The organism is Escherichia sp. MOD1-EC6021, assembly GCF_002965245.1.
In the GTDB taxonomy this organism is placed as follows: Bacteria; Pseudomonadota; Gammaproteobacteria; order Enterobacterales; family Enterobacteriaceae; genus Escherichia; species Escherichia coli_F.
This window is the reverse complement of sequence record NZ_PTRU01000008.1, coordinates 142,037-158,294: the sequence shown is the minus strand read 5'-3', so window position 1 is coordinate 158,294 and position 16,258 is coordinate 142,037. Positions and strand designations below refer to the sequence as shown.

Below are 16,258 nucleotides of genomic sequence, written 5' to 3'. Positions count from 1 at the left end.
ATATGTCCCGAAAAGACCTTGCCAATGCGATTCGCGCGCTCAGTATGGATGCGGTACAAAAAGCCAATTCTGGTCATCCCGGCGCGCCGATGGGCATGGCTGATATTGCCGAAGTGCTGTGGAACGATTTTCTTAAACATAACCCCACCGATCCAACCTGGTATGATCGCGACCGCTTTATTCTCTCCAACGGTCACGCGTCGATGCTGCTCTACAGTTTGCTTCATCTGACCGGTTACGACCTGCCGCTGGAAGAGCTGAAGAACTTCCGTCAGTTGCATTCGAAAACCCCTGGTCACCCGGAGATTGGCTATACGCCTGGTGTTGAAACCACCACCGGTCCACTTGGACAAGGTTTGGCGAACGCGGTCGGACTGGCGATAGCAGAACGTACACTGGCGGCGCAGTTTAACCAGCCGGATCATGAAATTGTCGATCACTTCACCTATGTGTTTATGGGTGACGGCTGCCTGATGGAAGGTATTTCTCACGAAGTCTGTTCGCTGGCGGGCACGCTGGGGCTGGGCAAGCTGATTGGTTTTTACGATCACAATGGTATTTCCATCGACGGTGAAACCGAAGGCTGGTTTACCGACGATACGGCAAAACGTTTTGAAGCCTATCACTGGCATGTGATCCATGAAATCGACGGTCACGATCCGCAGGCGGTGAAGGAAGCGATTCTTGAAGCGCAAAGCGTAAAAGATAAGCCATCGCTGATTATCTGCCGTACGGTGATTGGCTTTGGTTCACCCAATAAAGCGGGTAAAGAAGAGGCCCACGGTGCACCGCTGGGTGAAGAAGAGGTGGCGCTGGCACGACAGAAACTGGGCTGGCACCATCCGCCATTTGAGCTCCCCAAAGAGATTTATCACGCCTGGGACGCTCGCGAAAAAGGCGAAAAAGCACAGCAGAGCTGGAATGAGAAGTTTGCCGCGTATAAAAAGGCTCATCCGCAACTGGCAGAAGAGTTTACTCGCCGGATGAGCGGTGGTTTACCAAAAGACTGGGAAAAAACGACGCAGAAATATATCAATGAGTTGCAGGCGAATCCGGCGAAAATCGCTACTCGTAAGGCTTCGCAAAATACGCTTAACGCTTACGGGCCAATGCTGCCTGAGTTGCTCGGCGGTTCGGCGGATCTGGCTCCCAGCAACCTCACCATCTGGAAAGGTTCTGTGTCACTGAAGGAAGATCCAGCGGGGAATTATATTCACTACGGGGTACGTGAATTTGGCATGACCGCCATCGCCAACGGCATCGCGCACCACGGTGGATTTGTCCCGTATACCGCGACGTTCCTGATGTTTGTTGAATACGCCCGCAACGCCGCGCGGATGGCGGCACTGATGAAAGCGCGGCAAATTATGGTTTATACCCACGACTCAATTGGTCTGGGGGAGGATGGTCCGACGCACCAGGCCGTTGAGCAACTGGCCAGTCTGCGCTTAACGCCAAATTTCAGCACCTGGCGACCGTGTGATCAGGTGGAAGCTGCGGTGGGCTGGAAGCTGGCGGTCGAGCGTCACAACGGACCGACAGCACTGATCCTCTCAAGGCAGAATCTGGCCCAGGTGGAACGTACGCCAGATCAGGTAAAAGAGATTGCCCGTGGTGGTTATGTGTTGAAAGACAGCGGCGGCAAGCCGGATATTATTTTGATTGCCACTGGTTCAGAGATGGAAATCACCTTGCAAGCAGCGGAGAAATTAGCGGGAGAAGGTCGCAATGTACGCGTAGTTTCCCTGCCCTCGACCGATATTTTCGACGCCCAGGATGAGGAATATCGGGAGTCGGTGTTGCCTTCTAACGTTGCGGCTCGCGTGGCGGTGGAAGCAGGCATCGCCGATTACTGGTACAAATATGTTGGTCTGAAAGGGGCAATTGTCGGGATGACGGGTTATGGGGAATCTGCTCCTGCGGATAAGCTGTTCCCGTTCTTTGGCTTTACCGCCGAGAATATTGTGGCAAAAGCGCATAAGGTACTGGGAGTGAAAGGTGCCTGATGGTGATCGCCGGATGCTGATTGCCGGATGCTGATTGCCGGATGCGACGCTGACGCGTCTTATCCGGCCTACCGCGTCTTATCCGGCCTGGCGCATCTTATCAGGCTTACATGTCCCCGCTATTATGTTTAACGGGTGATCCACAACGTGGGCCAGGCGTCTGGTCCATGCCAGTTATCGCAGGTGGGTTCTGCAGCGTAACGCACCAGGCGAAAACGCTGACCGTCAAAGCGCCAGCGCGCCTGAATGCCACAATCGCTTAATCCGCGCCCTTTCGCTAAGGTCACCAGTTCACGCGATTTTTCATCGAATGTTGCGTTCATCAGTTCGAGTTCATTGGTCTCCTGACCGTTGTTGAACGGTAAACGCAACCGTACCGGGCGCGAGGCCAGTGGCTTTTTACGCGACACAATCCACGCAAGATCAATGGTGTTATACGCGCCTGCTTCACAGCTAATCATCATCAACGCTTTATCGTCGGTCAGCGCAGTCACATTCACTTCACGACGCAACGGATCAAGCGAACAGCGCAGACCATTCATCCGCCAGTTACCGTAATCCAGCAAATCGTTACGTTCTTCACGAGAAAGTGGGGTCGGCGTCGGGTTCACTACCGCGACCTCTTTTAGCGCAGGCGCTGGCGGTACGCTGAGCGGCGGTTCGTCCCCTTTCTTTATCCAGGCGGTTTCACTGCCGAGGCGCTTTTGCTGAGCATCTATAAACAACAACGCCGCTTTTAAGCCACTCAGAGAAATGGTCTGATTGCCGTCGCGTAAGGTGATCGCCTTCCCTTCCTGAATCATCTGCAAAAACGCGGTGATGGTTGTCGTATCATCGGTTACTAATAACCATGGTGAAATCCGCCACTTGTCACCACTTAACGCCAACGGCTCGCCATCTAACAGCAGCCGTGGCGCTATCTCCCCTTCTGACGCATCCGGCGACTTCAACCCGCCGCGCTCAATACGTAAAACGGCATCGGTATGCGCCCCGGCGCTGCGGCTCAGGGTCATCACCAGTCCATTATGATTGCCCGTATTGCGCGCCACACAGAAATTTTGATTATTACAGGTGACCTGCCAGTCGGAAAATGCCCGTTGCGCTGGTGCCGCCCACACCAAAGACGTCGGCAATAAAGCGAAAAAAAAGAGAAGAAAAATGCGATAGCGCATGGACGGTACGACCCCAGAAGTTCAAACAAACAGCACAAGTCGTATCTTCGTTGCGCAGGTAGCGCGGCTCAATCGGATTTATCGGATTGAGCCAATAATAAACAACGAAATATTATTGTTATTTTTCAGTCCATTAAATGTGATGTTTGCAAATAGTTAAGCAATAACACCGTCTTACCGTCACGTATTTCGCCGCTTTTGATCATCTCCAGCGCCCGGCTGAACGGCAGCTCGAGCACTTCAATATCTTCATCTTCGACACCACCGCCCGCATTAGCGCGCTGGCTGTCACTGTATTCGGCGATAAAAAAGTGGATTAGCTCAGTCACACCGCCTGGCGACATATACAGTTCAAATAATTTGCGCACTTCGCCAACTTCATACCCCGTCTCTTCAATCGCTTCTTTGCGAATACACACTTCCGGTTCGTCGTTATCCAGCAGCCCGGCGCAGGTTTCAATCAGCTGCCCGCTGTCATTGCCATTAACCCAGGTAGCGACGCGGAACTGACGAATCAGAACGACGGTCTTTTTCTTCGCGTTGTACAGGAGGATCGTCGCACCATTACCGCGATCATAAACTTCACGTTTATGGCGGATAACTTCGCCATCTTTTCGCGTGAGATCGTAAGTTATGTTGTGCAGGGTGAAATAGTTATCGGAGAGAATTTTGTCTTTAATGAGGGTGATTTGTTGCGTCATACCGACTCCACAGCGCGAAATGAACAATTATCTTACGCTGTGAAGCCAGATTTGTCTGCGCAGGCTATTAGTGAGATTTGACTGATTTTACCCCCAGCCAGTCAATGATCCCCTGTGCCGCATGACGTCCTTCTGCCATTGCGGTAACCACCAGATCCGCACCACGCACGGCGTCACCACCGGCGAAGATTTTCGGATTCGTGGTCTGATAACGGTACTGGCTTTCCACATCCGCGATGATGCGGCCCCATTTGTCTACCGTTACACCGTGCGACTCCAGCCACGGCATACCATGAGGATTAAAACCAAATGCCATGATCACCGCATCGGCTGGCATCACAAACTCACTGCCTTCCACCGGCACCGGACGCCGACGCCCCTGGGCATCCGGCTCGCCAAGACACGTACGCAGGAAACGAATCCCGCAGACGTGACCTTGTTCATTCAGCTCAAGCGCCACCGGCTGGACGTTAAATTCGAAGTTGGCCCCCTCTTCACGGGCGTTCTTCACCTCCTTCTTCGAGCCTGGCATGTTAGCTTCATCACGACGATAAGCGCAGGTGACGTTACTCGCGCCATGGCGCAGCGCGGTACGCACACAGTCCATCGCGGTGTCGCCACCGCCCAGTACCACGACATTGAGTCCGGCGGTATTGATAAACGGCTCTTCAGGTAACTCTTCAAGTCCCATCACCTGTTTAGTGTTGGCGATGAGGAATGGCAGCGCGTCATAAACGCCCGGCGCATCTTCATTAGGTAAACCCGCTTTCATGGAACGGTAAGTGCCTACGCCAACGAAGACCGCGTCGTATTGTTCCAAAAGCGAATCCAAAGAGACATCTTTACCCACTTCACAATTGAGTTCGAAGTGAATCCCCATCGCGCTGAAGATTTCCCGGCGACGCGCCAGCAGGGACTTATCCAGTTTGAAAGAAGGAATGCCGAAGGTGAGCAGGCCACCGATTTCTGGATGGCGATCGTACACCGTCACCTCCACGCCATTGCGGATCAGAACATCCGCACAGGCTAGCCCTGCCGGACCTGCACCGATAATCGCCACCCGCTTATCCACTTTGGTGACATGGCTTAAGTCAGGACGCCAACCTTTCGCCAACGCCTGATCCGAAATGTAGCGTTCGATGTTGCCGATAGTTACCGCTCCGTGCTCATCGCGAATGGTACAGGCTCCTTCGCACAGACGGTCTTGCGGGCAAACGCGTCCGGTAATTTCTGGCAGGGTGTTGGTCTGGTGAGAAAGCTCGACGGCGGCGTCGATATTTCCGGCTTTCACCAGCTCTATCCACTGTGGAATGTGGTTATGCAGAGGGCAGGTCCATTCACAAACGCTGTGCTCGCCGCACTTCAGGCAACGCGAGGCTTCCCGTTGTGCCTGGTCGGCGCGAAATGGCAGATAAATTTCATCAAAACCAGTTTTGCGCGCTTCAATCGCCAGTTTATCCGGCTCGCCTCGCGCGGGGGTTGCCTGCATTTGCTCGACTTTACTCATCGCTGGCATTTCTGGTGCCCCAGTACTGGCATGCCACGGTTGATGCTCCTGACGTGCGGTGCGCAGGCGGCGAGATTTCGCTATGCCGGAAAGTGCGGCGTCAGTGACCAGTTGCAGAGCGTCCGCCGGACAATTCTCGACACAGGCAGGACCACTTTCGCGACCTGCACAAAGGTCGCATTTATGCGCCGTGGCTTTAACTTTGCCTGCCGCGACGGGTATCAGGACGATTTTCATCGTACCAAATGGACAAGCTACCACGCAGGATTTACAGCCAATACACTTTTGCTGATTGACCTGAATGCTGTCATCAACATGGCTGATCGCGCCATTAGGGCAACTACGGGCACAGGGCGCATCTTCGCAATGGTGACAGGTCACCGCACTACGTTGCTGCTGATGTTTGATAACCGTAATTCGGGGATGAAAATGGTGTTGGCTCAGGACATGTTGCTCATCATTGTGAGCCATGACACAGGCGATTTCACAAGCATGACAACCCAGACATTGCTGACTGTTGGCCATAATAAAACGATTCATAACGACCTTCTTTTTTGGTTGTAAAAACCTTATTCTTTATATGAGTGTTGTTATTACCCGACTTACAGGGGAATCGGCAATGTTCATGTGCCCAGAATAAGTCACTATTTCGCTATAAACTGTGGCAGATCAAATAATCCCATCACTGATTAAATTGCATTTCAGCAAACTGGAACATTAATGATTTTATGTGGAGAAGACGCGTGTGATTGTTAAACGCCCCGTCTCGGCCAGTCTGGCCCGGGCCTTTTTTTACATTGTGCTGCTGTCGATTCTTTCCACGGGTATCGCACTGCTAACTCTGGCGAGCAGTTTGCGCGACGCTGAGGCTATCAATATTGCCGGATCGTTGCGTATGCAGAGTTACCGCCTGGGCTACGACTTGCAAAGCGGCAGTCCACAACTCAATGCGCATCGCCAACTGTTCCAACAGGCACTGCACTCACCGGTGTTAACCAATCTCAACGTCTGGTATGTGCCAGAGGCAGTAAAAACCCGCTATGCGCATCTGAATGCCAACTGGCTGGAGATGAATAATCGGCTCAGCAAGGGCGATTTGCCGTGGTATCAGGCCAATATTAATAATTATGTTAATCAGATAGACCTGTTCGTGCTGGCTTTACAGCACTACGCCGAACGCAAAATGCTGCTGGTGGTGGCGATCTCCCTGGCTGGCGGCATCGGTATTTTCACGCTGGTCTTTTTTACTCTGCGCCGCATACGCCATCAGGTGGTTGCCCCGCTGAATCAGCTGGTTACCGCCAGTCAGCGTATTGAACACGGCCAGTTCGATTCGCCGCCGCTGGATACAAGTCTGCCCAATGAGCTGGGACTGTTGGCCAAAACCTTTAACCAGATGTCGAGCGAGCTGCATAAATTGTATCGTTCGCTGGAAGCGTCAGTAGAAGAAAAAACCCGTGATCTCCACGAGGCCAAGCGTCGCCTGGAGGTGTTGTATCAGTGTTCGCAGGCGCTGAACACCAGCCAGATAGATGTGCATTGTTTCCGCCATATTTTGCAGATTGTTCGCGACAATGAAGCGGCTGAATATCTGGAGTTGAATGTCGGTGAAAACTGGCGGATTAGTGAAGGGAAACCAAACCCCGAATTGCCGATGCAGATTTTACCGGTAACGATGCAAGAGACGGTTTACGGCGAACTGCACTGGCAAAATAGCCACGTGTCATCATCAGAACCGCTGCTTAACAGCGTTTCGTCGATGCTGGGGCGCGGTTTGTACTTTAATCAGGCGCAGAAGCATTTTCAGCAGTTACTGTTGATGGAAGAACGTGCCACCATCGCACGGGAATTACATGATTCGCTGGCCCAGGTGCTTTCTTACTTACGTATCCAGTTGACGTTACTTAAACGTTCGATACCGGAAGATAACGCCACCGCACAAAATATCATGGCCGATTTCTCCCAGGCATTGAATGATGCTTATCGACAGTTACGCGAGCTGTTGACCACGTTCCGCCTGACGCTGCAGCAAGCGGATCTTCCCTCCGCGTTGCGGGAAATGCTGGATACGTTACAAAATCAAACCAGCGCAAAACTGACTCTCGACTGCCGTCTGCCAACACTGGCGCTGGATGCGCAAATGCAGGTGCATTTGTTGCAAATTATTCGCGAAGCGGTACTCAATGCGATGAAGCACGCCAACGCCAGCGAAATAGCCGTTAGTTGCGTCACCGCGCCGGACGGCAATCACACAGTCTATATCCGTGATAACGGGATTGGCATCGGAGAACCGAAAGAACCCGAAGGTCACTATGGTCTGAATATTATGCGCGAACGCGCGGAACGACTGGGTGGAACGCTGACTTTTTCACAACCTTCCGGTGGCGGCACGTTAGTGAGTATTAGCTTTCGCTCTGCGGAGGGTGAGGAAAGCCAGCTAATGTAATGCCACCTACTGACCAAAGAATACTTGCACTTAAGGTTCAGTATAAAAGGGCATGATAATTTACATTAACTCCTTTTTTTCTCCACGATTGGTCCGTACCTTGCCGCTACAGTGAAGCAAGGCATGCCAACAACAATACGCAGAAACACGAGGTCCTCTTTTAATGGCGAATTTCTTTATTGATCGCCCCATTTTTGCTTGGGTACTGGCAATCCTGTTGTGTCTGACAGGAACCCTAGCGATTTTCTCATTGCCCGTTGAACAATACCCGGATCTTGCACCGCCTAACGTGCGAGTAACCGCTAACTACCCCGGCGCATCGGCTCAGACGCTGGAAAACACCGTGACCCAGGTTATCGAGCAAAATATGACCGGCCTCGATAATCTCATGTATATGTCGTCTCAAAGCAGTGGCACCGGTCAGGCATCTGTCACCTTAAGTTTTAAAGCGGGCACCGATCCGGACGAAGCAGTGCAGCAAGTACAAAACCAGCTGCAATCAGCCATGCGAAAGTTGCCGCAGGCGGTGCAAAATCAGGGCGTGACGGTGCGTAAAACCGGCGATACCAACATTCTTACCATTGCCTTCGTCTCTACCGATGGTTCGATGGATAAGCAGGATATTGCCGATTACGTTGCCAGTAATATTCAGGACCCATTAAGCCGCGTGAATGGCGTCGGGGATATCGATGCCTATGGTTCGCAATATTCAATGCGTATCTGGCTGGACCCGGCGAAACTCAACAGTTTTCAGATGACGGCTAAAGATGTCACTGATGCCATTGAGTCACAGAACGCGCAGATTGCGGTTGGGCAACTTGGTGGTACGCCTTCCATCGATAAGCAGGCGCTCAACGCCACCATTAACGCCCAGTCACTGCTGCAAACACCAGAACAGTTCCGCGATATCACCTTACGGGTGAATCAGGACGGCTCAGAAGTAAGGCTGGGCGATGTCGCCACCGTCGAAATGGGGGCAGAGAAATACGATTATCTCAGCCGCTTCAACGGTAAGCCAGCCTCCGGGCTGGGGGTAAAACTGGCCTCCGGCGCGAACGAAATGGCAACAGCGGAGCTGGTACTCAATCGTCTCGACGAACTGGCGCAGTACTTCCCACATGGACTGGAATACAAGGTGGCATATGAAACCACCTCATTTGTTAAAGCCTCCATTGAAGACGTGGTGAAAACGCTGCTGGAAGCTATCGCCCTGGTTTTCCTCGTTATGTATCTGTTCTTGCAAAACTTCCGTGCCACGCTGATACCAACTATCGCCGTGCCGGTGGTGTTGATGGGAACCTTCTCCGTACTTTACGCCTTCGGTTACAGCGTCAACACCTTAACCATGTTCGCGATGGTGCTGGCGATCGGTCTGCTGGTGGATGACGCCATCGTGGTGGTGGAAAACGTCGAACGTATTATGAGTGAGGAAGGACTCACTCCTCGCGAAGCCACACGTAAATCGATGGGGCAGATCCAGGGGGCACTGGTCGGGATTGCGATGGTGCTTTCGGCGGTATTTGTACCAATGGCCTTCTTCGGCGGCACCACCGGTGCCATCTATCGCCAGTTCTCTATTACCATTGTTGCGGCGATGGTGCTGTCAGTACTGGTAGCGATGATCCTCACTCCGGCTCTGTGTGCCACGCTACTTAAGCCACTGAAAAAGGGTGAGCATCACGGGCAAAAAGGCTTTTTTGCCTGGTTTAACCAGATGTTTAACCGCAACGCCGAACGCTACGAAAAAGGGGTGGCGAAAATTCTCCACCGTAGCCTGCGCTGGATTGTGATTTATGTCCTGCTGCTTGGCGGCATGGTGTTCCTGTTCCTGCGTTTGCCGACGTCGTTCTTGCCACTGGAAGACCGGGGCATGTTTACTACCTCGGTACAGTTGCCCAGCGGTTCAACCCAACAACAGACCCTGAAAGTCGTTGAGCAAATCGAGAAGTATTACTTCACCCATGAAAAAGACAATATCATGTCGGTGTTTGCCACCGTTGGTTCTGGCCCCGGGGGGAACGGGCAAAACGTGGCACGAATGTTTATCCGCCTGAAAGACTGGAGCGAACGCGACAGTAAGACCGGCACCTCGTTTGCCATTATCGAACGTGCAACGAAGGAATTTAATAAGATTAAAGAAGCTCGCGTTATCGCCAGCAGCCCGCCAGCAATTAGTGGCCTTGGCAGTTCTGCGGGTTTTGATATGGAGTTGCAGGACCACGCTGGTGCGGGTCACGATGCGCTGATGGCAGCACGTAACCAGTTGCTGGCTCTGGCGGCGGAAAATCCGGAGTTAACCCGTGTACGCCATAACGGCCTCGACGACAGTCCGCAGTTGCAGATTGATATCGATCAGCGTAAAGCTCAGGCGCTGGGCGTTGCTATCGACGATATTAACGACACGCTGCAAACCGCGTGGGGTTCGAGCTATGTGAATGACTTTATGGATCGCGGTCGCGTGAAGAAAGTCTATGTGCAGGCCGCTGCGCCATATCGCATGCTGCCAGATGACATCAATCTCTGGTATGTACGAAATAAAGATGGTGGCATGGTCCCCTTCTCTGCTTTCGCGACCTCACGCTGGGAAACAGGCTCGCCGCGTCTGGAACGCTATAACGGTTATTCAGCGGTAGAGATTGTCGGGGAAGCCGCACCGGGGGTCAGCACCGGTACGGCGATGGATATTATGGAATCGTTAGTGAAGCAGTTGCCAAGCGGCTTTGGTCTGGAATGGACGGCGATGTCGTATCAGGAGCGACTCTCCGGCGCGCAGGCTCCGGCGCTGTATGCCATTTCATTGCTGGTGGTATTCCTGTGTCTGGCGGCGCTGTATGAAAGCTGGTCGGTGCCGTTCTCGGTAATGCTGGTCGTGCCGCTGGGCGTTATCGGCGCGCTGCTGGCAACATGGCTGCGCGGGCTGGAAAACGACGTTTACTTCCAGGTAGGCCTGTTAACGGTGATTGGTTTATCAGCGAAAAACGCCATCCTTATCGTCGAGTTTGCTAACGAGATGAACCAAAAAGGCCACGACCTGTTTGAAGCGACGCTCCACGCCTGCCGTCAGCGTTTACGTCCGATTCTGATGACCTCTCTGGCCTTTATCTTCGGCGTATTGCCAATGGCAACCAGCACAGGGGCCGGTTCCGGTGGCCAGCATGCGGTGGGTACTGGCGTAATGGGCGGGATGATTTCGGCCACGATTCTGGCTATTTACTTCGTGCCGCTGTTCTTTGTGCTGGTGCGCCGCCGCTTCCCGCTGAAGCCACGCCCGGAATAAGCAATTAAAAAGGCGACATACCAATGTGTCGCCTTTTTCAACTTTCCGATAAAGAACCTGTTCAGCAGGTACTTTCTGTTTGTACTTTGTCTCAGGAATTACTTACGAAGCATAACTTCGATAAAGTCTTTCCAGTTCCCCAGTTCACGTTCAATCATAACAACCTCTCTTATAATTATGGGTATTCTACGGAAACAATATACCGTGGTGAAGCTAATTTACTCGATTGCTGCGATGACTACCTCCGGGGGACAAACTTTATGTAAATACTATGGTCCTGCAGCAATGATTTGTATGTGATACACAGCAACATTTCGAGATATTCATACGGAATCTAGTACTGGTTTAATTCTGTTTAAAATACAGGCAGATAACAAGATGAATATTCTTAATGCTTACGTTAAAAATGTTTAATATTATTTAATAGTTGTCAATTTGAATACTTCGATAATGTTATATTTCTTGATAATGATTTGCAGGCAAAATGTTTTCACCCTTAAATGAGTATTTATTCTCATAAATCGAAAAAGGATTCATTATGGTTACACTTTACGGCATCAAAAATTGTGACACCATTAAAAAGGCTCGCCGTTGGCTGGAAGCCAATAACATCGCCTATCGTTTTCATGATTACCGCATTGATGGGCTGGACAGCGGATTATTGAACGGTTTTATCAACGAATTAGGCTGGCAAGCGTTACTCAACACCCGTGGTACAACCTGGCGTAAACTGGACGAAACCACCCGCAATAAAATCACCGATGCGGCCTCTGCGGCGGCATTAATGACTGAAATGCCTGCAATTATCAAACGCCCATTGCTCTGTGCGCCCGGGAAGCCTATGCTGCTGGGTTTCAGTGATTCCAGTTATCAGCAATTTTTCCATGAGGTGTAGTCTATGTCGTGCCCGGTTATTGAGCTGACCCAGCAGCTTATTCGCCGCCCATCCTTAAGCCCTGATGATGCGGGATGTCAGGCAATCATGATCGAACGTCTGCAGGCGATCGGTTTTACCGTTGAACGCATGGACTTTGCCGATACGCAAAACTTTTGGGCGTGGCGTGGGCAGGGCGAAACGTTAGCCTTTGCCGGACATACCGACGTGGTACCGCCTGGCGACGCCGACCGTTGGATTAATCCGCCGTTTGAACCAACCATTCGTGACGGCATGTTGTTCGGGCGTGGTGCGGCAGATATGAAAGGCTCACTGGCGGCGATGGTGGTAGCAGCAGAACGTTTTGTCGCGCAACATCCCAACCATACAGGTCGACTGGCATTCCTGATCACTTCTGATGAAGAAGCCAGTGCCCACAACGGTACGGTAAAAGTCGTCGAAGCGTTAATGGCGCGTAATGAGCGTCTCGATTACTGCCTGGTCGGCGAACCATCGAGCATCGAAGTGGTTGGTGACGTGGTGAAAAATGGTCGTCGCGGATCGTTAACCTGCAACCTCACCATTCATGGCGTGCAGGGGCATGTAGCCTACCCGCATCTGGCTGACAACCCGGTACATCGCGCAGCACCTTTCCTAAATGAGCTAGTGGCTATCGAGTGGGATCAGGGTAATGAATTTTTCCCGGCGACCAGTATGCAGATTGCCAATATTCAGGCGGGAACGGGCAGTAACAACGTTATTCCGGGTGAACTGTTTGTGCAGTTTAACTTCCGCTTCAGCACCGAACTGACTGATGAGATGATCAAAGCGCAGGTACTTGCCCTGCTTGAAAAACATCAACTGCGCTATACGGTGGATTGGTGGCTTTCCGGGCAGCCATTTTTGACCGCGCGCGGTAAACTGGTGGATGCGGTCGTTAACGCGGTTGAGCACTATAATGAAATTAAACCGCAGCTACTGACCACAGGCGGAACGTCCGACGGGCGCTTTATTGCCCGCATGGGGGCGCAGGTGGTGGAACTCGGGCCGGTCAATGCCACTATTCATAAAATTAATGAATGTGTGAACGCTGCCGACCTGCAGCTACTTGCCCGTATGTATCAACGTATCATGGAACAGCTCGTCGCCTGATGAGTGGTTCTGCAAGAGGAAATAAGCATGGACTGGCTGGCTAAATATTGGTGGATTCTGGTGATTGTCTTTTTGGTAGGCGTCCTGCTGAACGTGATTAAAGATCTCAAGCGCGTCGACCATAAGAAATTTCTCGCCAACAAGCCGGAGCTTCCCCCGCATCGTGATTTCAACGATAAGTGGGACGATGACGACGACTGGCCGAAAAAGGATCAACCGAAGAAGTAAGCTGAGCGGCCGGATAAGGCGTTAATGCCGCATCCGGCAATGGTGAACGATGCCTGATGCGACGCTCACGCGTCTTATCAGGCCTACCAGGCTATTATTGCATCATTTCAATTACATCATCATCGCCAGGTTTGCCACCACTTAGCGCTTCGTCGAAATAATGTTTCGGAATGGTATAACGCAAGTGATCCAGGGCAAATTGCATACTGCGATTGTCGATCGCATGGCCTAAATCCTCCACAATATCCAGCGTCACATCGCCACCGGCACTGATTAACGCTTCCTGCGCCGCAACCGCATACGCCAGATCGATAACCGGATCTTCACTGCCATGAATCAAATGAATTGTCGTGGCTGTAGACGCGGTTTCCGGCAAGCTGGCGTAACGTCCGTTAAAGGCAATGACGCGCGAAGCAAGACCCGGTTCGGCTTTAATGCTCTCCAGTGCCATAATCGCGCCTTGTGAGAAACCGATTAGCGCCGTGGCGTTAGCCCCTACTCCGCTCTGTTTCTGCCAGTAGCGCACCGTCTCAATAAACGTCGGCATGATGGCATCCACACGCGCCTGGCGATTATCTTCCGTAATACCCTGCACCGAAAACCACTGACGCCCCGCCGGATTACCGCTCGGCTCCGCGCCACCGACGCTCACCACCAGTGCATCAGGAAACAGCGGCGCAAACCAGCTGCCGATCTCACCCATCGCTACCGGGTTATCCCCGACACCGTGGAAAAGCAGTAACAACTGTTGTGCAGGTTTATCCGGGCTTTGAACAACAAAATGGTCATGTTTCATGGCGAACTCCTTAACTGATGTCATTAATTTTACGCCGCTGACTCACAATGACCATGGGAGAAAATTGAAGGAGTCAGTGAAAAAATTGCCATTGCGTTATGCGATCGCGCAGACGCTCAGTGCGAACATTATCAAGTGCGAACAGCGCCTGCGCGGCCTCTTCTCGCTGACGGGCCAGTAACATCTTGCGGCCTGAAAGTTTAAGTGTGGTACATAACTGCGCGTCACTGGCGTTTTTCTGTAAACGACCACGCAGCGCCGGTAATGCCAGTTCACTGGTTTGTAGCAGACGCGTTAAGCAACCTAACGACGTTAATAGCGGACGATGAGCGAAAGCAAAACCGGCCAGTTCAAGCCAGTCGTCCTCAGAAAGGACGGCATCATTTCGTGGATCGACGGGGAGCGTTTCGCCATTCCACTGCGTGAGAGCATGCACATCGCGACGTAAACGGTAATGCTCACGTTCAGCCAGCTGTTTACCCGCATCACTCATCGGTAACAGTGCCATCGCCGTATAGCAACCGCTGCTGGCTTCACGATGATTACCCATTCGAACCAGCACAAAACCGCAGCGTTGCCAGAAACGCCATAACTCCTCGGTGTAGCCAAAACTCACCGAAAGATAGTCGAGGTCATGCGTATAGTTTAAAGCACGGGCAATAAGCTGTTGCCCAACGCCTTCACGCTGACGAGCTGGATGAACAGCTATCCTGCTGACCCGCCGTCCGCGCAATGTCGCTGCCAGTGGATTGCTGCCGTGCGCCGCCAGCGACTGGGCTACCAGATTACCCCGCGGGCGACGAAAACCTGCCCATACCGCCTGGCTGAGTTCTTGAGATAATCCGCCCTCCTCCACCAGCCACAGCGCCCCGGCGATCTCGTTTTCACAAGCCGCCTGGAAAAAATGTTGCCCAGGTGCATCCATCATGCGGCGTAAATCCAGCGGCGAGGTCCGGTAGTGCGCGCCAGACAATAGCTGATATACCTTTAACGGTGTATCCGGATCGCTTCGCCATAAGGTCTGTTCAAAAGCGGAAATGACGATGTCACCTTGTGGTTCGTGAGTGAAGTTTTCATCGTCAAAAACCAGTGCCTCGCTGACCATTTTTTCCAGCGGGCATCCCTGCGCCCAGCGGATCGGCTGTTGCAATTCGAAACGGTGTAAATGCGGGAAACGCGCACAAAATTTCAGCAAAAAACCACGTCCGGTACCTTCGTAGCCCTGCACCGTAGTGGTTAACAACGTTCGAGGAAAACGCGACACCAGTTGATGCAACAACGGCGCAGGTATGGCTGCGGCTTCATCGACCACCAGCCAGTCGGCTTGCTCATTGCTGGCTAACAAGGCATCCGGCGCAATAAAGCGAAACTTTTCGCCCGCAAATTGTGCCAGTACATCCGTTGCCGCTTTTGCAGGCGCGGTGACAATCGCACTACCCGCAATACGAGAAATGAGTTGCCCTGCCAGCGCCGACTTACCGCGCCCACGCGCAGCAGTTACCGCTGACACACCCGGCGGCATGGTGAGTAGCTGCTGTAAGAGTTGCTGTTGTTCTGGTTGTGGTGCGCCGGTCGCGGGTTGCCAGTCAGTACGGGGAATAAAATGCGTCAACGTGAACGGCTGGTTTTGCCGCCAGAGGATAGCGTCGTGATCCGCCGTAAGTACGCGTTTGAGGTGCCGGACAAAATGCGGCGTGGCAATAGGGTCAAGGCAATCACTCCAGCGCAGCGAGTCGGCATCCGGTTGGTTTTCCCACTCTTCCCATACAGGGAGTAACAACACCAGCCAGCTTCCCGCTTTCAACGTTCCGCTAAGTGCCGCAAAGGCAGCGGCATCAAAGCCCTGGCGGGCGTCGAATATCGCATGCCGGAACTCGCGCCCAAGTAAAGTTTGTAGCGCCGAGGGAGTACAGTGGTTTTCAGCGACTGGCTGCGGTGAAACCCACAACCAGTCGCCAGGTAAAGCATCACGCAACTTAAGCGCACAGTTAAAGCACCAACGTTCTTCCCCGCTCAACACCAGCAAGCGGCGGATCCCTTCACGTTTCATTTGCGCTGTTAATGGGTGAAGCGCAGTCAGTTCAGCCATCCCTGCCCCG

Annotated in this window: 12 protein-coding genes; 6 read left to right on the top strand and 6 right to left on the bottom strand. The window is 52.5% G+C overall.

The features are described from left to right. The first annotated feature begins 2 nt into the window (after positions 1 to 2). Complete coding sequence (gene tkt, locus BEB54_RS11780) at positions 3 to 2,006, top strand: transketolase (protein WP_105277646.1); 2,004 nt, start codon at positions 3 to 5, stop codon at positions 2,004 to 2,006. Positions 2,007 to 2,134: 128 nt separating this feature from the next. Here tkt and BEB54_RS11775 read toward each other — a convergent pair whose 3' ends face one another. The 3 genes from BEB54_RS11775 to aegA form a co-directional block, all read right to left on the bottom strand. After that, positions 2,135 to 3,178: a DUF1176 domain-containing protein gene (locus BEB54_RS11775; RefSeq protein WP_105277645.1), complete on the bottom strand. Its 1,044-nt coding sequence runs from the start codon at positions 3,176 to 3,178 to the stop codon at positions 2,135 to 2,137. A gap of 125 nt (positions 3,179 to 3,303) precedes the next feature. Further along, positions 3,304 to 3,879, bottom strand: a complete 576-nt coding sequence (nudK, locus tag BEB54_RS11770; protein ID WP_032184855.1) for a GDP-mannose pyrophosphatase NudK — start codon at positions 3,877 to 3,879, stop codon at positions 3,304 to 3,306. A gap of 67 nt (positions 3,880 to 3,946) precedes the next feature. After that, the gene (aegA, locus tag BEB54_RS11765) at positions 3,947 to 5,926 is read right to left on the bottom strand and encodes a formate-dependent uric acid utilization protein AegA (protein WP_032184856.1); all 1,980 of its coding nucleotides are present in this window, start codon (positions 5,924 to 5,926) and stop codon (positions 3,947 to 3,949) included. A 205-nt stretch (positions 5,927 to 6,131) separates the two neighbouring features. Between aegA and narQ the strand changes: the two genes are divergently transcribed. Both narQ and acrD read left to right on the top strand, forming a co-directional pair. Next, entirely contained in the window at positions 6,132 to 7,832 is a 1,701-nt protein-coding gene (gene narQ / locus BEB54_RS11760) for a nitrate/nitrite two-component system sensor histidine kinase NarQ (RefSeq protein ID WP_001353046.1), read from the top strand. 163 nt (positions 7,833 to 7,995) lie between these two features. Continuing rightward, the gene (gene acrD / locus BEB54_RS11755) at positions 7,996 to 11,109 is read left to right on the top strand and encodes a multidrug efflux RND transporter permease AcrD (protein WP_105277644.1); all 3,114 of its coding nucleotides are present in this window, start codon (positions 7,996 to 7,998) and stop codon (positions 11,107 to 11,109) included. 98 nt (positions 11,110 to 11,207) lie between these two features. Here the strand turns inward: acrD and ypfM are convergent, their stop codons facing one another. Continuing rightward, positions 11,208 to 11,267: a protein YpfM gene (ypfM, locus tag BEB54_RS11750; protein WP_001386977.1), complete on the bottom strand. Its 60-nt coding sequence runs from the start codon at positions 11,265 to 11,267 to the stop codon at positions 11,208 to 11,210. A gap of 380 nt (positions 11,268 to 11,647) precedes the next feature. On the opposite strand from ypfM, the gene BEB54_RS11745 reads away from it, so the two are divergent. The 3 genes from BEB54_RS11745 to BEB54_RS11735 are packed head-to-tail and all read left to right on the top strand — an operon-like array spanning position 11,648 to position 13,363. Next, entirely contained in the window at positions 11,648 to 12,004 is a 357-nt protein-coding gene (locus BEB54_RS11745) for an ArsC family reductase (RefSeq protein ID WP_000258228.1), read from the top strand. Positions 12,005 to 12,007: 3 nt separating this feature from the next. Continuing rightward, positions 12,008 to 13,135 carry a succinyl-diaminopimelate desuccinylase gene (dapE, locus tag BEB54_RS11740; RefSeq protein WP_001277784.1) on the top strand — a complete coding sequence of 376 codons (1,128 nt, stop codon included), beginning with the start codon at positions 12,008 to 12,010 and terminating at the stop codon, positions 13,133 to 13,135. Between the two features lie 27 nt (positions 13,136 to 13,162). After that, on the top strand, positions 13,163 to 13,363 hold the full coding sequence (locus BEB54_RS11735) for a YpfN family protein (protein WP_000383836.1): 201 nt from the start codon (positions 13,163 to 13,165) through the stop codon (positions 13,361 to 13,363). A gap of 94 nt (positions 13,364 to 13,457) precedes the next feature. On the opposite strand, the gene ypfH is transcribed toward BEB54_RS11735, so the two are convergent. Together ypfH and tmcA are read right to left on the bottom strand one after the other, a co-directional pair. Continuing rightward, positions 13,458 to 14,159: an esterase gene (ypfH, locus tag BEB54_RS11730; protein WP_088541220.1), complete on the bottom strand. Its 702-nt coding sequence runs from the start codon at positions 14,157 to 14,159 to the stop codon at positions 13,458 to 13,460. A gap of 73 nt (positions 14,160 to 14,232) precedes the next feature. Continuing rightward, a complete protein-coding gene (tmcA, locus tag BEB54_RS11725; protein ID WP_105282198.1) occupies positions 14,233 to 16,248 on the bottom strand; it encodes a tRNA cytosine(34) acetyltransferase TmcA in 2,016 nt (671 codons plus the stop codon). Between the last annotated feature and the right edge of the window lie 10 nt (positions 16,249 to 16,258).

What these genes read in the sequence shown, in the direction of transcription:
- ypfH (WP_088541220.1), bottom strand. Translation starts at nt 14,159, where the DNA reads ATGAAACATGACCATTTTGTTGTTCAAAGCCCGGATAAACCTGCACAA.
- BEB54_RS11735 (WP_000383836.1), top strand. Translation starts at nt 13,163, where the DNA reads ATGGACTGGCTGGCTAAATATTGGTGGATTCTGGTGATTGTCTTTTTG.
- aegA (WP_032184856.1), bottom strand. Translation starts at nt 5,926, where the DNA reads ATGAATCGTTTTATTATGGCCAACAGTCAGCAATGTCTGGGTTGTCAT.
- tmcA (WP_105282198.1), bottom strand. Translation starts at nt 16,248, where the DNA reads ATGGCTGAACTGACTGCGCTTCACCCATTAACAGCGCAAATGAAACGT.
- acrD (WP_105277644.1), top strand. Translation starts at nt 7,996, where the DNA reads ATGGCGAATTTCTTTATTGATCGCCCCATTTTTGCTTGGGTACTGGCA.
- BEB54_RS11745 (WP_000258228.1), top strand. Translation starts at nt 11,648, where the DNA reads ATGGTTACACTTTACGGCATCAAAAATTGTGACACCATTAAAAAGGCT.
- dapE (WP_001277784.1), top strand. Translation starts at nt 12,008, where the DNA reads ATGTCGTGCCCGGTTATTGAGCTGACCCAGCAGCTTATTCGCCGCCCA.
- tkt (WP_105277646.1), top strand. Translation starts at nt 3, where the DNA reads ATGTCCCGAAAAGACCTTGCCAATGCGATTCGCGCGCTCAGTATGGAT.
- nudK (WP_032184855.1), bottom strand. Translation starts at nt 3,879, where the DNA reads ATGACGCAACAAATCACCCTCATTAAAGACAAAATTCTCTCCGATAAC.
- BEB54_RS11775 (WP_105277645.1), bottom strand. Translation starts at nt 3,178, where the DNA reads ATGCGCTATCGCATTTTTCTTCTCTTTTTTTTCGCTTTATTGCCGACG.